We start from the raw sequence: 18,390 nt of genomic DNA, 5'->3' as shown, positions 1-18,390 counted from the left end.
AGCGGCTGTGTTGTTGCTCAGTGCAGCTTGAAGCGGGCGCCGACAATGTTGCCGATTTTGCGGTTGAGCAACACCAATACCCCCTTCAGCCAGCCGTGTACGGCAAACTGGTGCAGGTTGTACAACGATATATACATCAAACGGGCAATGTGACCTTCGATGAACATACTGCTGTTGGTCAGCTTGCCCATCAGACTGCCTACCGTGCTGTAGCGGCTCAGGTGCACCAGTGAGCCATAGTCGGTGTAGTGATAACTCAGCAGCGGTTTTCCCTGAACCTGACGACGCAGGTTGTTCGCCACCGTGGTCGCCATCTGATGAGCAGACTGGGCTCTCGGTGGTACCCAGCTGCCATCCGCCTGTTCGAAGCCGCAACAGTCGCCAATGGCCCAGATGGTGTCATAACGGGTACTTTGCAACGTCGGGGTGACCCGGATCTGCTGGGCCCGGTTGATGTCAAACAAGTCCATCGCGGCCAGAAAATCCGGCGCCTTGACCCCAGCCGCCCATACCATCAGGTCAGCAGCCAGCACCTCACCGGCTGCGGTCACAAACCCCTGTTCCGTCGCTTCACTGACCCGGGTATTTTCCAGCACATCAACACCGATACGGGTCAGGGCATGTTTGGCTTTGGCCGCGATCCGCGCCGGCAATGCCGGCAATATCCGCGGGCCGGCTTCAATCAGGGTCAATTTCAAACGCTTGGCCGACATCATCGGCATGCCGTAATGACGGGCCAGATTGGCCACATGGTGCAATTGTGCCGCCAGTTCCGTGCCGGTGGCACCACCACCGACGATGGCGACCTGCAGGGCTTTATCCGGATCGCCTAACTGGTGCAGACGCAGGAGTTGATTGAGCAGCGCTTTGTGAAAACGTTCAGCCTGTGGCAAGGCATCCAGCAGATAACAATGCTGACTGACGCCCGGCGTGCCAAAGTCATTACTGACACTGCCAATCGCCAGTACCAGCTCATCATAATCCAGTTCGCGACTGGGCAGAATTTCCCGTCCCTGATCATCGAGCAACGGGTCAAGGGTTATGGTGTTGTGCTCAGGGTCGATGGCCGACAGATTGCCCCACTGAAAGGTATAGCCGTGGCGGGCGGCATGCATGGCATACTCCACGCCGTCAGACGTTTTGTCGATAACCCCGGCCGCCACTTCATGCAGCAACGGCTTCCACACATGGGTGCGGCTGCGGTCCACCAACACAATACGGGCCAGATTTTTACGTCCCAGGGTTTTGCTCAGTCGGGTAACCAGTTCAAGGCCACCTGCGCCTCCTCCAACGATCACGATGGTTTTCATACAAGGTCCTGATGATAATGAATAAACCGGTGGGCTTTGAGCGACAAAAAGAGAGCGGTTCGCCAGGCTGGCGAAGGACAACAAGCAAGGTGTGAAGCAGGAAAAGGTACACCGTCGTCGCTATTTGGGAAGCTATGGCCTCAGTATGCCAGACTGGCGCTTCATCGTCCACGCACAAGCCGCTTTTCACCCCCGATGAAAGCCATCAATCCGATCCTCGGTCTTAACCGTACTACACTGATATCTCACGTCATTTGCTAAGGATGCACCATGCCATTACTGACTCGACGCCGCCTCGCGGCTTTCACCGCCATGGCCCTGTTTACAACCGCCAGCCAGGCCAATGAGGATCTGACCCAGGCGCCGGATAACATCACCGCGGTGGATATGATCAACCTGTTTGAACAGCTCAACGGGCCGCAGCCGGGATTCCGAAAAGGCCATGCCAAAGGGGTTTGTGCCGCCGGTATGTTTACGCCGACGGAACAGGCAAATGCGCGGTTCGACAGCCCATTGTTTGATCAACCCAGTGCGTTCATTGCCCGCTTTTCCATGGGCGGTGGCAACCCACATGCCGATGAAAGCTCCCGCTCGGCGCGGGGTGTGGCACTGCAGTTTCAATTGCCCGAAGGGGCCAGGCATCAAATCGCCGGGCTGACCACGCCGGTGTTTGCCGGCAAAACCCCGGAGCAGTTTTTCGGCTTGTTGCGGGTGATGCACGCCATGCGCACGGGCAAGGCCGATGACAGTACACTTAAAGGCTATTTCGCCAATAACCCTGAAGCCGCCGCAGCAGCGGGCTGGTTGCAACAACATGCACCAGGGGCCGAGTACACCTCGACACGCTATTTCGGTGTACACACCTTTTACGCCAACGACGAAGCCGGTGATCGGGTCAAATTCCGCTGGACACTGGAACCCCAGGACGGCGAGACCCTGTTGACGGAAGAACAGATGAACGCCCTGCCGGACACCTTTCTGGCCGAGCGTCTGGCCAAACGCCTGGGTGACAGCGCAGTGACGTACGATTGGTACTGGGTAATCGGTGAGGAACAAGACCCGGACATTGACCCGTCCAAAGCCTGGCCCGACGACCGCCTGCGCATCAAGGTCGGTACAGTGACCTTCGACAACGCCGACACCGAGGCCTGCGAACCGGTCAACTTTGACCCCAATGTGGTGGCCAGTGGCATCATGCCCAGCGATGATCCGGTGCTGCGCATGCGCTCTGCCGCTTATGCCATCTCCTTTGGCAAGCGGCTTTCAGGGCAATAGCGGAAAATAAGGCGGGTTGGGAGGTTAACTCAGCCCGCCGTTATCCGGTCACTTCCCGTCGGCGTACCGGCCCAACCCGGGCTTCCACGTCGGTGCGCAGTACCGGACACAAGCCGAGCATAAACAGCACTTCCACAGTGACAAACAACGGCCCAATCAACAGGCCGATCAGGTCGTCCACAAATGCTGGCTTTTTGCCTTCATAGTAGTGACCGATAAACTGCACAATCCAGCCACCTACGAACAAACCGATCCCGGTGCTCAGCCACTGCAAGGTGGAGCCTTTTGCCACAGCATGGGCACCGACCAGTCCCAGCCCCATCAATATGCCCATAATGGCAGCAAAGCGTAGGCTCAGACGGGCATAAAACAGCAAGGTAGCGACAAAACACAGCGTGGCAGGGGTCAGACTAAACCCGAACAGTTCAAACCCGGGGCGCGATAACAGTACCATCACGGCGAACACGATCACCGGCACCCCGATCAGATGGGTGGCGATGTTACGCGGATCGCGGTGATAGGCGGCATAGTTAGCCAGGTGCTCAACAAAGGTCATAACGGGTCTCCTCGAATCTTGGTGACCTCAATGTAGCAAAGCCCGCAACCGCACTTTGTCAACTAAGTGACATTTCAATTCGAAAATCCGTCCTTTTGGTGCAGGCAAAAAAAAAAACGGGCCACCAGGCCCGCTTTTGCAATCGCTTCAGGGCTTAGCCCTGCTGTACGGTCTGGTCAATCTGACCAAAGATGGACTTGCCGTCAGCATCGAACATTTCGATCTGAATGCGGTCACCAAACTGCATGAACGGCGTGCTTGGCTTGCCGTCCTGGATGGTTTCGATCATACGGATTTCGGCAATACAGCTATAGCCGACACCGCCCTCTTTGACCGGCTTTCCGGGGCCGCCATCGAGCTTGTTGGACACGGTACCTGAACCAATGATCGTACCGGCACACAGTGGGCGGGTACGTGCAGCGTGGGCCACCAGACGACCAAAATCAAAGGTCATGTCAACGCCCGCTTCGGGCTTGCCGAACATGTCGCCGTTTAGGTGAGACACCAGTGGCAAATGCACTTTACCGGCTTCCCAGGCACTGCCCAACGCATCCGGCGTGACACACACCGGTGAGAATGCACTGGAAGGCTTGGACTGGAAGAAACCAAAGCCCTTGGCCAGTTCACCGGGGATCAGGCCACGCAACGATACATCGTTGACCAGCATGATCAGTTTGATGTGGCCCAGCGCGTCTTCCGGCGACACGCCCATCGGCACATCATCGGTGATCACGGCAATCTCGGCTTCAAAATCGATACCAAAGCCTTCGCTTTGCGGCATGACAATCGGCGCACGAGGGGCCAGGAAGCTGTCGGAACCGCCCTGATACATCAGAGGATCAGTCCAGAAACTTTCAGGCATTTCCGCGTTACGGGCTTTACGCACCAGCTCTACGTGGTTGACGTAGGCGCTGCCGTCGGCCCATTGAAAGGCGCGAGGCAGGGGTGAAGCGACCGCGGTCTGATCAAACGCCTGCCCTTCGACGTCGCCGCTTTCCAGCTTGGCATGCAAGGCTGCCAGCTTGGGCGCCGTTTCGGCCCAGTTGTCCAGTGCCTGTTGCAGTGTGTTGGCAATACCGTCGGCAGTCACCATTTTGCTCAGGTCATTGCTGACCACCACGAGTTGGCCGTCACGGCCGGCGTTTACACTTGCCAGTTTCATTCATTCGCTCCTTTAAATGCTTCGCCACTGTGTAACCAGTCGGCGTGTTTCGGTGCTTTTTTGGTGCGTGACCATTCTTCGAGCATGTCTTCTGCAACCCGCTTCAGCTCTTTGTGCATGCCGGGCGTAGCGGTGTTCGCCGCCAGTTCAATACGATGCCCGTTAGGGTCAAAGAAATAAATCGATTTGAAGATGGTGTGGTCCGTCGGCCCCAACACGTCAATGCCGTGGGACTCCAGACGGGCTTTGGTTTCCAGCAGTTCTTCCATGCTTTCCACTTCAAACGCAATGTGCTGAACCCATGCCGGCGTGTTCTCATCCCGGCCCATTTCCGGAGAATTGGGGATTTCAAAGAACGCCAACACGTTACCCATGCCTGCATCAAGGAACACGTGCATGTAAGGATCAGGCTCTTTGGTCGAAGGCACTTCGTTTTCGGCGATGGCCAGCTGAAACTCCATGCCCAGCAGGTCACGGTAGAAGGCTACCGTTTCCTTGGCATCTTTGCAGCGGTACGCCACATGGTGAATACGTTTGATCGCCATTAGGCCACCTCACCTTCTTTTTTGATCACGCCACGGTTCAATTGGTCGCGCTCAATAGATTCAAACAGGGCTTTGAAGTTCCCTTCACCGAAGCCATCGTCTTCTTTACGCTGGATAAACTCGAAGAACACCGGGCCCAACATGGTTTCAGAGAAAATCTGCAGCAACAGACGAGGTTGACCGCCTTCGGTGGTGCCGTCAAGCAGAATGCCACGGGACTGCAGTTCACCGACAGGTTCACCGTGACCCGGCAAACGCTCTTCCAGCATCTGGTAATAGGTTTCGGGCGGCGCGGTCATGAACTTCATGCCTTGTTTCTTCAGGCGATCCCAGCAGGCCACCAAATCGTCACAGGCAAACGCAATGTGCTGGATACCTTCACCGTTGTACTGCATCAGGAACTCTTCAATCTGACCGCCACCGCCGGCCGCTTCTTCGTTGAGCGGGATACGGATCTTGCCATCCGGCGCAGTCATCGCCTTGGACAACAGGCCGGTGTACTCACCTTTGATGTCGAAGTAACGGATTTCACGGAAGTTGAACAAATTGGTGTAGTAGTTCGCCCAGTATTCCATGCGACCACGGTAAACGTTGTGGGTCAGGTGATCCAGGGTGTGGAAACCACAACCTTCAGGGTGACGATCCACGCCTTCAAGCCAGTTGAAGTCGATGTCGTAAATGCTTTCGCCTTCTTTGTAACGGTCGATCAGGTACAGGGTAGCACCACCGATCCCTTTGATTGCCGGCAAGCGCAGCTCCATCGGACCGGTGTGGATTTCAACCGGCTGCGCACCTTTTTTCAGTACTTCGCTATAGGCAAACTGGGCATTCTTAACCCGAAACGCCATGCCGCAGGCAGAAGGGCCGTGTTCTTCGGCATAGTAAGACGCATGGCTGTTCTTTTCATAGTTGGTGATGAAATTAATATCGCCCTGGCGCCACAACTCAACGTCTTTTGACTTGTGCACCGCCACTTTAGAGAAACCCATGGCTTCAAACACCGGCTCCAGAATACCTTTCTCAGGTGCGGTAAATTCAACAAATTCAAAGCCGTCCAGGCCCATCGGGTTTTCAAACAAATCAGCCATCATTATCCCCTTATCTACGTCGTTGTTCAGGGTGGTTAAAGCGCGAACAGCGGCCTCAACCCCAATTAGTTGCAATGGCAACCAATTTAGTTGCAACAGCAACTAATGTCAAATACCCTCATCATCAGGCCTGAAAAAGTGGAAAGAAAAAAGGACAGTGCATGGCAAACAAACCGATCCTGAAACTGGAGCGCTTCCTGCCCTACCGGTTATCCATTGTCTCCAACAAAGTCAGTAGCATCATTGCCGACACCTATAAAGACAAGTTCGCCATCTCCATCACCGAGTGGCGCATCATGGCGGTACTGGGTGAATACCCGGATATTTCCGCCGACGAGATCTCGGCCAAAACCCAGATTGAAAAGTCGATCCTGAGCCGCTCAGTGAGCAAATTGCTTAAACGCAACCTGATAGAACGGGACATGGCCGAGGATGACCGCCGTCGCTCCATGATCCGCCTGTCGGCTACCGGTAAGTCGGTGTATGACGAGATAGTGCCCTTGTCTTACCAATATGAAGACGCCCTGCTGGAGTGTTTCAGCGAAGAAGAACAGGCCCAGTTCAGTCACCTGATCGACCGACTGTATGAACACGCCGGAAACCTGTAAGGCACAACTCGGGCTGTACGATAAATACCCAGTGGGGTATGGTAGGATTTCTGTGCGTTCAGGTGTGGTTGGATGAAAGGCGATATTGCGGTAGAAGCAGACTGGCAGGCGTTGCTGTACGGTATCTCGGATACGCTGTTGCTGGTATCTGAAGATGGATTAATCCGCTGGACCAACGGCAAAAGCGACATGCTGGGCTACACAGAAAAGGCCTTACTCAATCAATCGGTCAATATACTGCTACCCGAGTCCCTGCGCACCCGGCACACCGACTGGCTAAAAGGGTATTTCAAAAACCCCAGCCAGCGAATGATGGCCGATGGTCGTCAGTTCCGTGCCCGTACCCATCAGGGCAATATCATTGAAGTGAACATCGAACTGACGCCGATCACTTTCGAAGGCGCGTTGCATGTGCTGGTGACCCTACGGGAAAGCCATCAGGATACCTACCTGCACAATAAACTGCTGCATGCCGAGCGACTACTGAAAGACTCCCAGGCGATTGCCAAGCTGGGCACCTGGGATTGGGACATCAGCGATGGCAGCCTGCAATGGTCTGATCAAATCTACACCATGTTCGGCATCTCAAAACAGGACTTTGGCGCCAGCTATGACGCCTTCCTGCAATTTGTCCATCCCGACGATCGACACAAACTGGAAGCTGCCGTTGAAGCCGCGATGGAAAAAGACCGCCCTTACGCGGTGAATCATCGCATCATCCGCGCCGACGGCACCATCAGACACATCGCCGAGCGGGCCCGACTGTACCGCGATGGCAACGGCACACCGGTGCGTATGTTGGGCACCGCCCAGGACATCACCGATGATTACCTGCAAAAGCAGCAACTGGAACAGGCCAATCAACAAATCCATCAGCACCAGCAACAGTTACAACAGCTGGCCTACTACGACGGACTGACCGGGCTGCCCAATCGCAATTTCTTCATCAAACATCTGGATGAACGGATTGCCGCAGCCGATAGCCCCGCAAAGCCATTTGCGCTGCTGTACCTGGACATTGACGGCTTCAAGGAAATCAACGACTCCCAGGGCCACGATGAAGGCGACAACATTCTGCAGGAACTGGCCAAACGCATCATCGGCATCATCCCTGACGATACCCTGGTAGCACGTCTGGGCGGGGACGAATTCGCCGTGCTGCTGGACGATGACATCGATGCCAGCGCAGAACGGATCCTGAGCGAACTGAAGCTGCAGAAACACTACGGCAATTTCAGTGTGCGCCTGTCTGCCAGTCTCGGCATTGCCTTGTACCCACAGGATGGTGACACTGCGCTGGAACTGCTCAAAAAAGCCGACATCGCCATGTATGCGGCCAAGAAGTACGGTAAGAGCACCATCCGCCACTACGATCCGGCCATTGCCGCCCGTCAGGTGGATCGCCTGCAGCGCATCTCCGATCTGGAAAAGGCCGTCGCCGAACAACAATTTGAAGTGCATTACCAACCCAAGCTATCCACTCGCAGGAGCCACGCCCTGCATGTTGAAGCGCTGGTACGCTGGCACCATCCCAGCGAAGGTTATATCGCCCCTACCGCGTTTATCTCGATTGCCGAAGAAACCGGCATGATCGTCGATATCGGCGATCAGGTGCTCACCGCCGCGTGCAAACTGATTGCCAACCAGCGCAAGTCTGGCGCCCCAGCCCTGCGGGTAGCCGTCAACCTGTCGGTGCAGCAATTGTATGATGCCAATCTGCTCAAGCGCTTTGAGGACATCCTTTCAAGACACGGTGTGCATGCCAGTGAACTGGAGTTTGAAGTCACCGAAAGTGCCTTTATCAACAATGTCGACGCTGCCAAAGGCGTACTGTCGGCACTCAAATCCGCCGGCGCCAGCATTGCGGTGGATGATTTTGGCACTGGCTATTCGTCACTGAGTTATCTGGCCAAATTGCCTATCGACACGGTCAAGATTGACCGCGCCTTTGTACAGGGCGTACCGTCCGACAGTGACAATGCCACCCTGTGTAAAGCGATTGCCTCCCTGGCCCATAGCCTGCGGATGTCGGTGGTGGCCGAAGGGGTGGAGACCAAACAGCAGGCGTCGTTCCTGTCGGGGCTGGATTGCGACCAGTTACAAGGCTACTACTTCGCCAAACCGATGTGCGAGAGCGACTTGCTCGACTACGTGAACAGCGGCGACTGGCAACAGGTAACCCTGGATTAACCTCACCAGCGACCTCTTTTACATCACACTACGCGTTTTTTTGCACCGTTTTCATCGTTTTTCCGGTCTGTGACGTAATCAGGTTCCATGTTTCACATATTCATTCAGGAGTCAGCCTTACATGCTCAACATGGATTTTTCCCAGCGGGTGGTGATCGAGACGGCCAACGCATCCTGGCAACCCAGCCCGATGGCCGGCGTCGAGCGCAAACCGCTGGAGCGGGAAGAGCGCGAATCCGGGCGGGCCACCAGCATTGTGCGCTATGCCCCCGGCGCCGCCTTCAACACACACCAGCACCCGGCCGGTGAGGAGATTTTTGTCCTCGACGGTGTATTTTCCGATGAGCACGGTAACTTCGGTGCAGGCACGTACTTGCGCAACCCGCCCGGCAGCCAGCATGCGCCGTTCAGCAAGCCGGGCTGTATCTTGTTTGTAAAGTTATGCCATTTCGATCCCAGAGACACCGAGACGGTCAGGGTGGATACCACCAACACGGCTTGGCTACCCGGTCAGGGCAACCTGCAGGTAATGCCCTTGCACAGCTTTGAAGGCCAGCACACCGCGCTGGTCAAATGGCCCGCCGGTGAAACCTTTACCCCCCACCGCCACTTCGGCGGCGAGGAAATTCTGGTGTTATCCGGCACCTTTATCGACGAGCATGGCTGCTATCCACCCCATACCTGGTTGCGCAGTCCTCACGGTAGCGCCCATCACCCGCGGGTCGAGGAAGACACCGTTATTCTGGTTAAAACCGGCCATCTGCCGCTGGATTGAGGCGCCTGTGATGCTTCAGGGTTGGCCCGACACGGGTAGCGCCGGGTTCGATTGAGACGGCTGGATTAACCGGTCGATGCGCGGCAGTAACCATTGTTCCAGTGCAATCCAACCGTCTTCGACCTGCATCATCGCCACTACCTGTACCTTGCGTTTGGGGTCACTCCAGAACAGCGTGCCGCCCTGCCCGGCCCAGAAAAAGCTGCCTTTGGCACGCCAAGGCGTGTCTTTTTCCTGTACCCCAAGGCCATAACCAAACCCGGCATCGGGGTACACCCGCGGCAGAAACTGGGTATCCAGACCGGTGGTGTATGAGGTCAGCAACGCGTCCACCGACGCCTCAGACAGGATTTGCTGCCCGTTGAAGCGCCCGCCACTGGCCAGCATGGTCACAAAGTGGGCGTAATCCTGAGCGGTCGACACCAGACCGCCACCGCCCGACATCAGCGTCGGCTTGTCCAGGTAGTCACTGTCTTCGCCAGCTTCGATAAACGCGATGTTGTCGGCACTGAAGGTTTTGGCTTCCTCAAAGGTGCTGACTTCATGCTCATAGGCATCCACCAGCCGGTGGGTATCCTCTGGCGCCACAACAAAGCCGGTATCGTGCATCGCCAGCGGGGTCAACACATGGCGGCGCAGGTATTCGTCGAAGGGCAGACCGGAAACTTTTTCCACCAGCGCGCCCTGAATGTCGCTGGCAATGCTGTAGCGCCAGCGCGTCCCCGGGGCGAAAAACAACTCGATACCCGAGACATCATCCACCAATTCATCCAGGGTATTGCCACGACTCAGCGGATTGGCCAGCAAATAGCGCAGGCCAGCCCAACTGTCGAAACCGCCGCCGTAATCAAACCCGGCGGTGTGGCTGAGTAGCTGATGCACCGTGACAGTCTGCGCGGTGCCATCCACTTCGAACGGGTCGAACTTGGGTAGATAAGTACGTATATCCTCGTCCAGTTTAATCCTGCCCTGCTCTGCCAGTTGCATCACCGCCACCGCGGTGATCGGCTTGGTCATGGAAAAGATCCGGAACAGGTGCTCGCGGGTCATGGCGGTGTTCGCTTCGGTATTGACCTCGCCATGGGCGTCAAAATGCACCACTTCGCCATCATGCTGCACCCACAACACCATGCCGGGCAGGTCATGCTGGTCAAGGAAGTGATCGATCTCGCTGCTCAGCGAGGTAGTGGCCAATACAGGCACGCTGAACAGCGCAGTCAGGCCAAGCAGGGTTTGTCGTAATCGGCACATGGGCTCTCCTTTCGTTCAGACATTCACGCCTGTACCCTGCCAGTACCGGGGTAACCCCAAGGTAACCGCCACCAATAAATTTCTGTGATGAAAGGCTATCAGCACAAAACACTACCAATTGCTAAAAAATCGGTTATGATAATTCCACTTGGTTTCAATTTGGAACCATAAAACCAGTCAAAAGGAAATTCACAATGTTCAGTCATATTATGCTCGGCGCCAATGATGTGGCCGCCTCCAAAGCCTTCTACGATGCCACTCTGGGTGCACTGGGTTACAAGCCCGGTGTCATGGATGAAAAAGGCCGTTGTTTCTACATGACCGAGACCGGAGTGTTCGCACTGACCTCACCGATCAACGGAGAACCGGCCTGTCACGGCAACGGCTCAACCATCGGTTTCAGCGCCAAAGATCCGGACATGGTCGATGCCTGGCACAAAGCCGGTCTGGCCAACGGCGGTACTGAATGTGAGGATCCGCCGGGGATCCGTGAAGGTGCCGGACGCAAACTGTATCTGGCGTACCTGCGTGACCCCAGCGGCAATAAAGTGTGTGCCCTCAAACCGATCAAATGATCGTACCAATCAGGCCCGCCATCGGCGGGCTTTTTTATGCCAGGCGGTCAAGATTGACGTTTGTTTCCCGATTGTTGCCCATTGTTTGCACATTTGCCGCTTATCGTTTGCCCCGTGGACCCCGAAGCCTTTTGCGCTTCGCCAACAGGACAAACGGAGAACAGCATGCAACAACACACACAACTTCTGCTCACCACCTTACTGCTCAGTCTGTACGGCTGTGGTGGCGGCGACACCACCACCGAGAACAATGACACAGCGCTCACCACGCCACCGGTAACGACCCCGGCGCCGACCCTCGACGCCCCTACCGTCAGTGAGCAACCCGACCCACAGACCCAGTTACCCTATGCCCGGATTGCCTTTGCCAGCGAGGGGGCCAGTGGCTACGAATGTCAGCTGGATGACGGGCTGTTTGAACCCTGCGCAAGCCCCCACGACATTTACCCACTGGCGGTGGGCGAGCACACGTTAAGCGTACGCGCCGTGGATGACAATGGTGATGCCAGTGAGGCCAGCCAGATCAATTGGACGGTTAACAGCCTGTTCGATGCCGACGCCGGTATTCACCCGGATCTGGTCGCCACCAACGTGCAACCGGATCCGGTCGCGGCCAACAGCTGGCGCGGCATTCTGCGCATCAACTGCGACTTTGCCCATGCCAGCTACGACGACCCGATTGTGTTTCCGGGCCAGGATGGCGCTGCCCACCTGCACCGCTTTTACGGCAATACCCTGACCGATGAAAACAGCACCACCACCAGCCTGTTTACCGACGGGGAGTCGAGTTGTCAGGGCAATACCCTGAACCGTTCCGCCTATTGGGTACCGACCTTGCTGGCGCCGGCCTATAACCCGGACACCGGCCAGCGTCTGGTGGATGATGACGGCCAGGACGCCTGGAAAGTGGTGCCGGCGGTGGTGGGCAATGACGATGAAGCCCATGAGATCTTTTACTATTCGGCCGGTGTGGACGATCTGGACAGCATTCAACCCATCCCGCTGGGCCTGAAAATGATCGCCGGTGATCACATGGGCCAGCCCGGCAACGAACAGGATACATCCATCGTGCGCTGGCACTGCCAGAGCTGGGAGTCAGACGAGTCCAGTAACCCCCAGTGGAGCACTTCCATCCCGGCATGTGTGGCGCCGGATCGGCTGCGCATGGACATCTTTTTCCCCAGTTGCTGGAACGGTATCGATCTGGATTCGGCCGATCACAAAAGCCACCTCGCCTACCCGGTCAACTACGGTGGCCAATTAGGCACAGCCTGCCCGGAGACCCACCCGGTACCGATCATCCGGGTCAGCTTTCACTATGCGTTCGGGGTCAAACCCGATGTCTATGAGCCTGAGACCCAATCCAGTCAGGGCTGGCAACTGGCCTCCGACATGTACGACGCCAGCAGTGAAACACCCGGCGGCATGTCACTGCACGGCGACTGGTTCAATGCCTGGCATCCCGAAGCGCTGCAAGCGGTACTCGACACCTGCATCAAGCAAGAACTGGACTGCCACGACGGTAATCTGGCCAACGGCTACCGCCTGACCGGCACCCGCCCGGGCACCCAGGAAGAGCCTGCCATCATTAACCGTGGCAAAGGGCTATAACCACCCTATGTCCATTTGCTATCGCGTGATACGACGATAGCTGGAACGAAAGGCCGGCTGCCATGTGGCGCCGGCATCATCACTTTTTTCGATCTGCATAACGCGATGATCGCCCTGATCCAACGGCAGGGTGAGTCGAAAAGCCCGCAGGGTGCTTTCATCGATGGGAAACAAGGTGCCCGACGCCAGGTTGGTCATCACCAGCGCCGCATCTTCCACCTGACCGCTGTAGATGTCCATCACACCCCACACATCATCAATCGCCGCCTTGCGATAGACCTTTCGGTATTGGTCATAGGTCAGGTAGGTCTCCATGTGAAAACCCTGGCCATCGGTATCGAGGGGAATTTCAGCCAGCATCAGGCCTTTCTGGCGCCATTCAATCCGCACCGGGCTTGTCGACATCGGTTGCCAGGTAGCGCCGTTATCGACGGTGATCTCGACGGTCAGCTGCCAGTCCCCCACCAATGGCTCGAGGCGGTCCATCGCCGCCTTTGGTGCCGCAGACGGTGAAGGTGGTGCTTGAGTTTCAGGGGCGGCCGAGGCGCACACCGCACTGAGTAACAACACGGTGACACATAAAAAAGGTTTCATCGCTTTCCCCTGCACAAGATGATGATTTGTTTATGCCATGTTTTTACCACAGTCTCAGCGCAAAAGCGGCCCGATGGCGGTTTGATACGACCAATGTTGCTGACAACCCTACCACACACTGGGACATCCGAGCAGGCTGTGGTAGCGTGAACCCCTTGATTGCCCCTTGGCCTGATACGTTATGGTCACCACGCCAACACTGACAGCATTGTACAAACAGCACGGTCCGCAGCTGCTTGCGACCCTGACCGGGCTGCTGGGCACGCACAATTTCGCCCTGGCCGAAGACGTGTTGCAGGATGCATTCAGCATCGCACTGACCGACTGGCAGGCCAACGGTGTACCCGACAACCCTCAGGCCTGGTTATTAACCACTGCCCGCCACCGCGCCATTGATGCGGTGCGCAAACACAAAACCCACCTGACCTTTGCCCCGGCCCTGACCCATCAGCTGAGCAGCGAATGGAGCGCCGCCTCGGTGCTGGACAACGCCTTTACGCCGCAGCAGATGCACCAGGATCAGCTGCGCATGATGTTTGTGTGTTGCCATCCGAGTATCAAGCCCGCCAATCGGCTGGTGTTTATTCTGCGCCACCTGTGTGGCCTGAGCCTGACGGCCATCAGCCGGGCCCTGCTGCTGCCCGGCGAGACGGTCAAAAAGCGCCTGACTCGCTGCAAGGAGCAGATCAAGCCCCTGTCCTTTGCCCTGCCCGACGAGGATGCCCGCGTGACCGCGATGGACTCGGTACACACCGTGCTGTACCTGCTGTTCAACGAAGGCTTTCATGGCACGGGGGAACAGGCACTGGACTTAAGCCTGTGCCGCGAAGCGGTGGATTTGGTGACCCTGCTGACCGATTCTCCGGCGCTGGTCAATCAGGACACCCTGGGATTGTATGCGTTGATGCACTACCATCTGGCCCGTGCGCCGACACGACTGGACAACGACGGTGCCCTGTTGCCACTGGATCAGCAGGACCGCAGCGCATGGCAGCAGGATAAAATCAGTTTGGCCAACCGGCTACTGAGCGTTGCCGAAACACTGCCACCGGCGGTGGGACGGTTTTATCTGGAAGCCATGATTGCTCGCCAGCATTGCGCGGCAGCCCGGTTTGCTGACACGCCCTGGCCACGCATCGTGCAGTTGTACGATATGCTGTACCGAGTCACCGCTTCACCACTGGCGCGCATCAATCAGGCCATTGCCCTTGGCTACGCCGGGCAGCCGCAGCAGGCGCTGTCATTGATTGATGAGGTACAGGATCATCCCGCCTTACAGCATTCGCCGATGGTCGACGCAACCCGCGCCCACCTGCACGCCAAGCTGGGCGATGCCAAGCAGGCCTACGCGCTGGCCGAAGCGGCCAGAGCCAAAGGGGGTACCGCCAGAGAGCACCAATTGATGATGCAACAGCTGGCGGCCTTGCTGGCTACTCCAGGGTCTGGATCTGACGCACTTCCACGGTGACGTCCGGGTACTCCATGATGGGGCAGTCCTTCACCAGCTCACAGGCTTCTTCCAGTGAACCGGCTTTCACCACCGAGTAACCGCTGACCAGCTCCTTGAACTCACTGGCAGCAATGTCGGTCACCACCCCATCCGGCGTGACGCGCTTACCGGCATAATGCAGCGGGGCGCCGCCGTTGGCCAGCTTGTCTGCCGCCGCCAGCTTGCCCATCCACGCTTCCCAGCGTCCCATGATGGCGCCCATCTCTTCCGGGCTTGTGTTCTCGGCCCAGTCCGGATCGCCGCCCTGATAAATCAACATGTATTCGTTCATGATGTTTCCTTTTGTTGGGGTGCAGCCCAAATGTGCACCTATCACTATGACGGATGAACAAACCCGGCGGGGACATTTTTTTAAACTTTTTTTGCCTGCTTGCTGCCCGGCGGCAAAAATCGGTATGCTGACAGGATATCTGCCCACTCAGGGTCGCCAGCCGACCTCTCAGGATCATGCGAAACCAACTGTCGATTCGTTCCTACAGCACCCGGCCGGTCAGCCATGCCCACGACTTTCACCAGTTGGTGTTGCCCCTGCGCGGCGTGATCAATATCCACGTCGGCGAATTCGAGGGCCGGGTTGCTCCCGGCGAATGCGTGGTGGTCCGGGCCGGGCAGGAACACCGTTTCACCGCCGAGCGGGAAGCCCGCTTTGTGGTCGCCGACATGGACACCCTGCCCGACAACCTGACGACTTCACAACGGGTGGTGTTTGCCATCAGCGCGGCGCTGGTGCGCTACCTGACGTTTGTGCAGACCCAGTTACAGCACCAGTTGCACCCGCAGTTGGAACAATCCATGTACCAGACGTTTTTCTGGCTGCTGTCGGAGCAAGCCCTGCGCCCCAAGGTGGATGATCGCATCAATGGGGTACTGGCCCACATCGAGCAGCACCTGGCCGAGCCGTTGCGCATCAGCCAACTGGCGGCGGTGGCGTGCCTGAGTGACACCCAGTTTAAAAAGGTCTTCAAGCAACAGACCGGTGTCACGGTGATGCAGTACATCACCGCCCTGCGCATGGACAAGGCCCAGGCCCTGCTGACCCACACCGACTACCCGTTGCACATTATCGGTGAACAGGTGGGCTACCCCGAACCGGCGGCGTTCAGCCGCGCATTTTCCCGTCAGGTGGGGCTACCACCGACCCGCTTTAAGCGCTGACAACAGTCTGCTGTGCCAACAAAAGCGTCCGATGGGTTAAAACTCATCGGTTGATCTCGCGCACACTGAAAACCATCTTTTAGCCCAGCGGGAAGTATGTATGCCACAGTCTGTCAGTCACGGTTACGGTTTGCTGGCCATTGCTCTGGCCAGTGTGCTGTGGGGCACCACCGGCACCGCCGCCAGTTTTGCTCCGGGTATTTCGTCCCTGGCCATCGGCGCGTTCGCCATGGGTGGTGGGGGCCTTCTGTTGGTACTCAGTGCCCGGAATCGTCTGCTCGCCGATCTGCCCCGTCTGCGTCAGCATCCCGCGCTGTTGCTGCTCGGCGGTGCTGCCGTGGCCATCTACCCACTGGCATTCTACACCTCCATGCGTCTGGCCGGTGTGGCCATCGGCACCGTCGTATCCATCGCCAGCGCGCCGTTTTTTGCCGCGCTGCTGGAGCGTCTTTTCAGCAAAACCCGCGTGTCGCGCCACTGGCTGTTCAGCTTTGCCCTCGGTGCACTGGGCATTGCCCTGCTGGCCATCGGCAAAGCACCGGACAGCGCCGCAACACACTCTGCCGCGCACACCACATGGGGGGTGCTGCTGGGACTGCTGGCGGCGCTGACCTACGCCAGCTATGCCTGGGCCGCGCGGGGGTTGATCCACCGAGGCGTGTCGTCTCAGTCGGCCATGGCATCGATGTTTGGTCTGGCCGCAGTGGTGCTGTTGCCATCACTGGCCTGGACCGGTGACACCCTGCTGGCCAGTGCCAACAACGCCGCAGTGGCAGTGTACATGGCAATCGTGCCGATGTTTCTCGGCTATGTGCTGTTTGGCCTCGGCCTGCGGGTAGTCGAAGCCAGCCAGGCCACCCTGATCACCCTGATTGAACCCCTGGTGGCCACGGTATTGGCCATCGTGGTGGTGGGCGAAGGGTTCAAAACTGTTGGCTGGCTGGGCATGGCGCTGGTGTTTGTGTGTCTGGTGCTGCAAACCCGCCGCTCGCAGCAACCCCTGCCCCCGGCCACGGTGGCAGACGAAGCCACTGTCAGTTGCCCCTGACCACGACAGTTTTTTACAAATTTTTACCACGGGTCCTGATGCGATCGCATATGATCAGTGCATCACCATCAACACTGAGTACAAAGGAATTACCATGTTCAAGCGATCATCTGTTTCCCGCACCGCTGCCGCACTGGCCGTTGGCGCGGCGTTGACCCTGTCGGGCTGCGCCACCAAAACCACCTCCCAGGTGGTAGAGACCCCCACAGTCGCCAGTTACAACACCGACTACCGGGGCGAAAAAAGCAAACTGGTGGTCGGCCGGTTCGTGAACCGCTCCAACTTCCAGAACGGCATTTTCTCCACCGGCCAGGATCGCCTCGGCAACCAGGCCAAAACCACGCTGATGAGCCATTTGCAGATGACCAACCGTTTCACCGTGCTGGATCGGGATAACCTGCAACTGCTGGAAGACGAAGCCCAGCGCTCCGGTGCCAGCCAAACCCTGGCCGGTGCCCGCTTTGTGATCACCGGTGATGTCACCGAGTTTGGCCGCAAAACCGTTGGCGACAAGCAACTGTTTGGCCTGCTCGGCCGTGGCAGCACTCAGGTGGCGTATGCCAAGATTACCCTCAACGTGGTGGATGTCAGCACCTCGGAAGTGGTGTACTCGGTACAGGGCGCCGGCGAATACAGCCTGTCTGAGCGTGAAGTGGTGGGCTTTGGCAGTACCGCCAGCTATGACGCAACGCTGAACGGCAAGGTGCTGGACTTGGCGGTGCGCGAAGTGGTGAACAAACTGGTCAACGGCATCGAATCCGGCGACTGGGCATTGTGAGCAAGGCAGCACGATGAAAGCATGGACGATACTCGGCTGCGCCGCGCTGTTGCTGGCCGGTTGCAGCCAGACCCCGAAACTGTACTACCACGGGCCATTTAACAAGGTCATGTACAGCTATTTCAACGGCAACGATCTGAGCATCGGTGAGCAGATCACCGTGCTTGAAGACGTGATTGCCCGGGCGATGGCCAAGAACCAGCCGGTGGCTCCGGGGATCCACGCCCACCTCGGCATGCTGTACTTCGAAACCGGCGAAACGGCGCTCGGAGAGCGTCACCTCAACGAAGAAAAGGCGCTGTTCCCGGAGTCGGCCCAGTACATGGATTTTCTGCTCAATGCCCACAAGGATACCTGAG

The 18,390-nt window shown here is 57.4% G+C and carries 19 protein-coding genes; 11 read left to right on the top strand and 8 right to left on the bottom strand.

Going from position 1 to position 18,390, the window contains the following annotated elements; genetic code table 11:
• Nucleotides 1-17 precede the first annotated feature (17 nt).
• Nucleotides 18-1,310 carry an NAD(P)/FAD-dependent oxidoreductase gene (locus LJ739_RS09830; RefSeq protein ID WP_229159979.1) on the bottom strand — a complete coding sequence of 431 codons (1,293 nt, stop codon included), beginning with the start codon at nucleotides 1,308-1,310 and terminating at the stop codon, nucleotides 18-20.
• 270 nt (nucleotides 1,311-1,580) lie between these two features.
• Here LJ739_RS09830 and LJ739_RS09825 point away from each other — a divergent pair, with 270 nt between their 5' ends.
• A complete protein-coding gene (locus LJ739_RS09825; protein ID WP_229159978.1) occupies nucleotides 1,581-2,585 on the top strand; it encodes a catalase family peroxidase in 1,005 nt (334 codons plus the stop codon).
• Nucleotides 2,586-2,625: 40 nt separating this feature from the next.
• On the opposite strand, the gene LJ739_RS09820 is transcribed toward LJ739_RS09825, so the two are convergent.
• The 4 genes from LJ739_RS09820 to hppD all read right to left on the bottom strand — a co-directional run bounded on the left by LJ739_RS09820 (nucleotide 2,626) and on the right by hppD (nucleotide 5,936).
• Nucleotides 2,626-3,141 (bottom strand): Mpo1 family 2-hydroxy fatty acid dioxygenase, encoded by a 516-nt coding sequence (locus tag LJ739_RS09820; protein WP_229159976.1) that lies wholly within the window; start codon nucleotides 3,139-3,141, stop codon nucleotides 2,626-2,628.
• Between the two features lie 154 nt (nucleotides 3,142-3,295).
• Entirely contained in the window at nucleotides 3,296-4,303 is a 1,008-nt protein-coding gene (locus tag LJ739_RS09815) for a fumarylacetoacetate hydrolase family protein (protein ID WP_229159974.1), read from the bottom strand.
• Nucleotides 4,300-4,848, bottom strand: a complete 549-nt coding sequence (locus tag LJ739_RS09810) for a VOC family protein (protein WP_229159972.1) — start codon at nucleotides 4,846-4,848, stop codon at nucleotides 4,300-4,302. Before LJ739_RS09810 ends, LJ739_RS09815 begins: the two co-directional genes overlap by 4 nt.
• The gene (gene hppD / locus LJ739_RS09805) at nucleotides 4,848-5,936 is read right to left on the bottom strand and encodes a 4-hydroxyphenylpyruvate dioxygenase (RefSeq protein ID WP_229159970.1); all 1,089 of its coding nucleotides are present in this window, start codon (nucleotides 5,934-5,936) and stop codon (nucleotides 4,848-4,850) included. Before hppD ends, LJ739_RS09810 begins: the two co-directional genes overlap by 1 nt.
• A 161-nt stretch (nucleotides 5,937-6,097) precedes the next feature.
• Between hppD and LJ739_RS09800 the strand changes: the two genes are divergently transcribed.
• The 3 genes from LJ739_RS09800 (at nucleotide 6,098) to LJ739_RS09790 (ending at nucleotide 9,509) form a co-directional block, all read left to right on the top strand.
• On the top strand, nucleotides 6,098-6,544 hold the full coding sequence (locus LJ739_RS09800; protein ID WP_229159968.1) for a MarR family winged helix-turn-helix transcriptional regulator: 447 nt from the start codon (nucleotides 6,098-6,100) through the stop codon (nucleotides 6,542-6,544).
• A 72-nt stretch (nucleotides 6,545-6,616) separates the two neighbouring features.
• Nucleotides 6,617-8,734, top strand: a complete 2,118-nt coding sequence (locus LJ739_RS09795) for a sensor domain-containing protein (RefSeq protein ID WP_229159967.1) — start codon at nucleotides 6,617-6,619, stop codon at nucleotides 8,732-8,734.
• A 121-nt stretch (nucleotides 8,735-8,855) separates the two neighbouring features.
• Nucleotides 8,856-9,509 carry a cupin domain-containing protein gene (locus LJ739_RS09790; protein ID WP_229159965.1) on the top strand — a complete coding sequence of 218 codons (654 nt, stop codon included), beginning with the start codon at nucleotides 8,856-8,858 and terminating at the stop codon, nucleotides 9,507-9,509.
• Nucleotides 9,510-9,524: 15 nt separating this feature from the next.
• Here LJ739_RS09790 and LJ739_RS09785 read toward each other — a convergent pair whose 3' ends face one another.
• On the bottom strand, nucleotides 9,525-10,760 hold the full coding sequence (locus tag LJ739_RS09785; RefSeq protein WP_229159963.1) for a serine hydrolase domain-containing protein: 1,236 nt from the start codon (nucleotides 10,758-10,760) through the stop codon (nucleotides 9,525-9,527).
• A 194-nt stretch (nucleotides 10,761-10,954) separates the two neighbouring features.
• On the opposite strand from LJ739_RS09785, the gene LJ739_RS09780 reads away from it, so the two are divergent.
• Both LJ739_RS09780 and LJ739_RS09775 read left to right on the top strand, forming a co-directional pair.
• Complete coding sequence (locus tag LJ739_RS09780; protein WP_229159961.1) at nucleotides 10,955-11,335, top strand: VOC family protein; 381 nt, start codon at nucleotides 10,955-10,957, stop codon at nucleotides 11,333-11,335.
• A gap of 165 nt (nucleotides 11,336-11,500) precedes the next feature.
• Nucleotides 11,501-12,946, top strand: coding sequence for a DUF1996 domain-containing protein (locus LJ739_RS09775; RefSeq protein ID WP_229159959.1), 1,446 nt, complete (start codon nucleotides 11,501-11,503; stop codon nucleotides 12,944-12,946).
• A gap of 18 nt (nucleotides 12,947-12,964) precedes the next feature.
• Here LJ739_RS09775 and LJ739_RS09770 read toward each other — a convergent pair whose 3' ends face one another.
• Nucleotides 12,965-13,540, bottom strand: coding sequence for a DUF1579 family protein (locus tag LJ739_RS09770; RefSeq protein ID WP_229159957.1), 576 nt, complete (start codon nucleotides 13,538-13,540; stop codon nucleotides 12,965-12,967).
• A gap of 181 nt (nucleotides 13,541-13,721) precedes the next feature.
• Here LJ739_RS09770 and LJ739_RS09765 point away from each other — a divergent pair, with 181 nt between their 5' ends.
• A complete protein-coding gene (locus tag LJ739_RS09765) occupies nucleotides 13,722-15,008 on the top strand; it encodes an RNA polymerase sigma factor (protein ID WP_229159955.1) in 1,287 nt (428 codons plus the stop codon).
• Here LJ739_RS09765 and LJ739_RS09760 read toward each other — a convergent pair.
• Nucleotides 14,971-15,321: a YciI family protein gene (locus LJ739_RS09760; RefSeq protein WP_229159952.1), complete on the bottom strand. Its 351-nt coding sequence runs from the start codon at nucleotides 15,319-15,321 to the stop codon at nucleotides 14,971-14,973. The two genes, LJ739_RS09765 and LJ739_RS09760, sit on opposite strands and share 38 nt — an antisense overlap.
• A 176-nt stretch (nucleotides 15,322-15,497) precedes the next feature.
• Between LJ739_RS09760 and LJ739_RS09755 the strand changes: the two genes are divergently transcribed.
• The 4 genes from LJ739_RS09755 to LJ739_RS09740 all read left to right on the top strand — a co-directional run bounded on the left by LJ739_RS09755 (nucleotide 15,498) and on the right by LJ739_RS09740 (nucleotide 18,389).
• Nucleotides 15,498-16,205, top strand: coding sequence for an AraC family transcriptional regulator (locus LJ739_RS09755; protein ID WP_229159950.1), 708 nt, complete (start codon nucleotides 15,498-15,500; stop codon nucleotides 16,203-16,205).
• A gap of 100 nt (nucleotides 16,206-16,305) precedes the next feature.
• Nucleotides 16,306-17,253 carry a DMT family transporter gene (locus LJ739_RS09750; RefSeq protein ID WP_229159949.1) on the top strand — a complete coding sequence of 316 codons (948 nt, stop codon included), beginning with the start codon at nucleotides 16,306-16,308 and terminating at the stop codon, nucleotides 17,251-17,253.
• A 94-nt stretch (nucleotides 17,254-17,347) separates the two neighbouring features.
• The gene (locus LJ739_RS09745) at nucleotides 17,348-18,031 is read left to right on the top strand and encodes a CsgG/HfaB family protein (RefSeq protein ID WP_229159947.1); all 684 of its coding nucleotides are present in this window, start codon (nucleotides 17,348-17,350) and stop codon (nucleotides 18,029-18,031) included.
• 13 nt (nucleotides 18,032-18,044) lie between these two features.
• On the top strand, nucleotides 18,045-18,389 hold the full coding sequence (locus tag LJ739_RS09740) for a DUF4810 domain-containing protein (protein ID WP_229159945.1): 345 nt from the start codon (nucleotides 18,045-18,047) through the stop codon (nucleotides 18,387-18,389).
• Nucleotide 18,390: the final 1 nt, after the last annotated feature.

The organism is Fluctibacter halophilus (assembly GCF_020687825.1).
Classification (GTDB): Bacteria; Pseudomonadota; Gammaproteobacteria; order Enterobacterales; family Alteromonadaceae; genus Fluctibacter; species Fluctibacter halophilus.
This window is presented reverse-complemented; position numbering and strand designations above follow the sequence as displayed.

Excerpts from the sequence above, each read along its gene's own strand:
- LJ739_RS09810 (WP_229159972.1), bottom strand. The coding sequence starts at position 4,848 with ATGGCGATCAAACGTATTCACCATGTGGCGTACCGCTGCAAAGATGCC.
- LJ739_RS09755 (WP_229159950.1), top strand. The coding sequence starts at position 15,498 with ATGCGAAACCAACTGTCGATTCGTTCCTACAGCACCCGGCCGGTCAGC.
- LJ739_RS09800 (WP_229159968.1), top strand. The coding sequence starts at position 6,098 with ATGGCAAACAAACCGATCCTGAAACTGGAGCGCTTCCTGCCCTACCGG.
- LJ739_RS09760 (WP_229159952.1), bottom strand. The coding sequence starts at position 15,321 with ATGAACGAATACATGTTGATTTATCAGGGCGGCGATCCGGACTGGGCC.
- LJ739_RS09825 (WP_229159978.1), top strand. The coding sequence starts at position 1,581 with ATGCCATTACTGACTCGACGCCGCCTCGCGGCTTTCACCGCCATGGCC.
- LJ739_RS09745 (WP_229159947.1), top strand. The coding sequence starts at position 17,348 with ATGTTCAAGCGATCATCTGTTTCCCGCACCGCTGCCGCACTGGCCGTT.
- LJ739_RS09795 (WP_229159967.1), top strand. The coding sequence starts at position 6,617 with ATGAAAGGCGATATTGCGGTAGAAGCAGACTGGCAGGCGTTGCTGTAC.
- LJ739_RS09815 (WP_229159974.1), bottom strand. The coding sequence starts at position 4,303 with ATGAAACTGGCAAGTGTAAACGCCGGCCGTGACGGCCAACTCGTGGTG.
- hppD (WP_229159970.1), bottom strand. The coding sequence starts at position 5,936 with ATGGCTGATTTGTTTGAAAACCCGATGGGCCTGGACGGCTTTGAATTT.
- LJ739_RS09750 (WP_229159949.1), top strand. The coding sequence starts at position 16,306 with ATGCCACAGTCTGTCAGTCACGGTTACGGTTTGCTGGCCATTGCTCTG.
- LJ739_RS09740 (WP_229159945.1), top strand. The coding sequence starts at position 18,045 with ATGAAAGCATGGACGATACTCGGCTGCGCCGCGCTGTTGCTGGCCGGT.
- LJ739_RS09765 (WP_229159955.1), top strand. The coding sequence starts at position 13,722 with ATGGTCACCACGCCAACACTGACAGCATTGTACAAACAGCACGGTCCG.
- LJ739_RS09820 (WP_229159976.1), bottom strand. The coding sequence starts at position 3,141 with ATGACCTTTGTTGAGCACCTGGCTAACTATGCCGCCTATCACCGCGAT.
- LJ739_RS09790 (WP_229159965.1), top strand. The coding sequence starts at position 8,856 with ATGCTCAACATGGATTTTTCCCAGCGGGTGGTGATCGAGACGGCCAAC.
- LJ739_RS09830 (WP_229159979.1), bottom strand. The coding sequence starts at position 1,310 with ATGAAAACCATCGTGATCGTTGGAGGAGGCGCAGGTGGCCTTGAACTG.
- LJ739_RS09780 (WP_229159961.1), top strand. The coding sequence starts at position 10,955 with ATGTTCAGTCATATTATGCTCGGCGCCAATGATGTGGCCGCCTCCAAA.
- LJ739_RS09770 (WP_229159957.1), bottom strand. The coding sequence starts at position 13,540 with ATGAAACCTTTTTTATGTGTCACCGTGTTGTTACTCAGTGCGGTGTGC.
- LJ739_RS09785 (WP_229159963.1), bottom strand. The coding sequence starts at position 10,760 with ATGTGCCGATTACGACAAACCCTGCTTGGCCTGACTGCGCTGTTCAGC.
- LJ739_RS09775 (WP_229159959.1), top strand. The coding sequence starts at position 11,501 with ATGCAACAACACACACAACTTCTGCTCACCACCTTACTGCTCAGTCTG.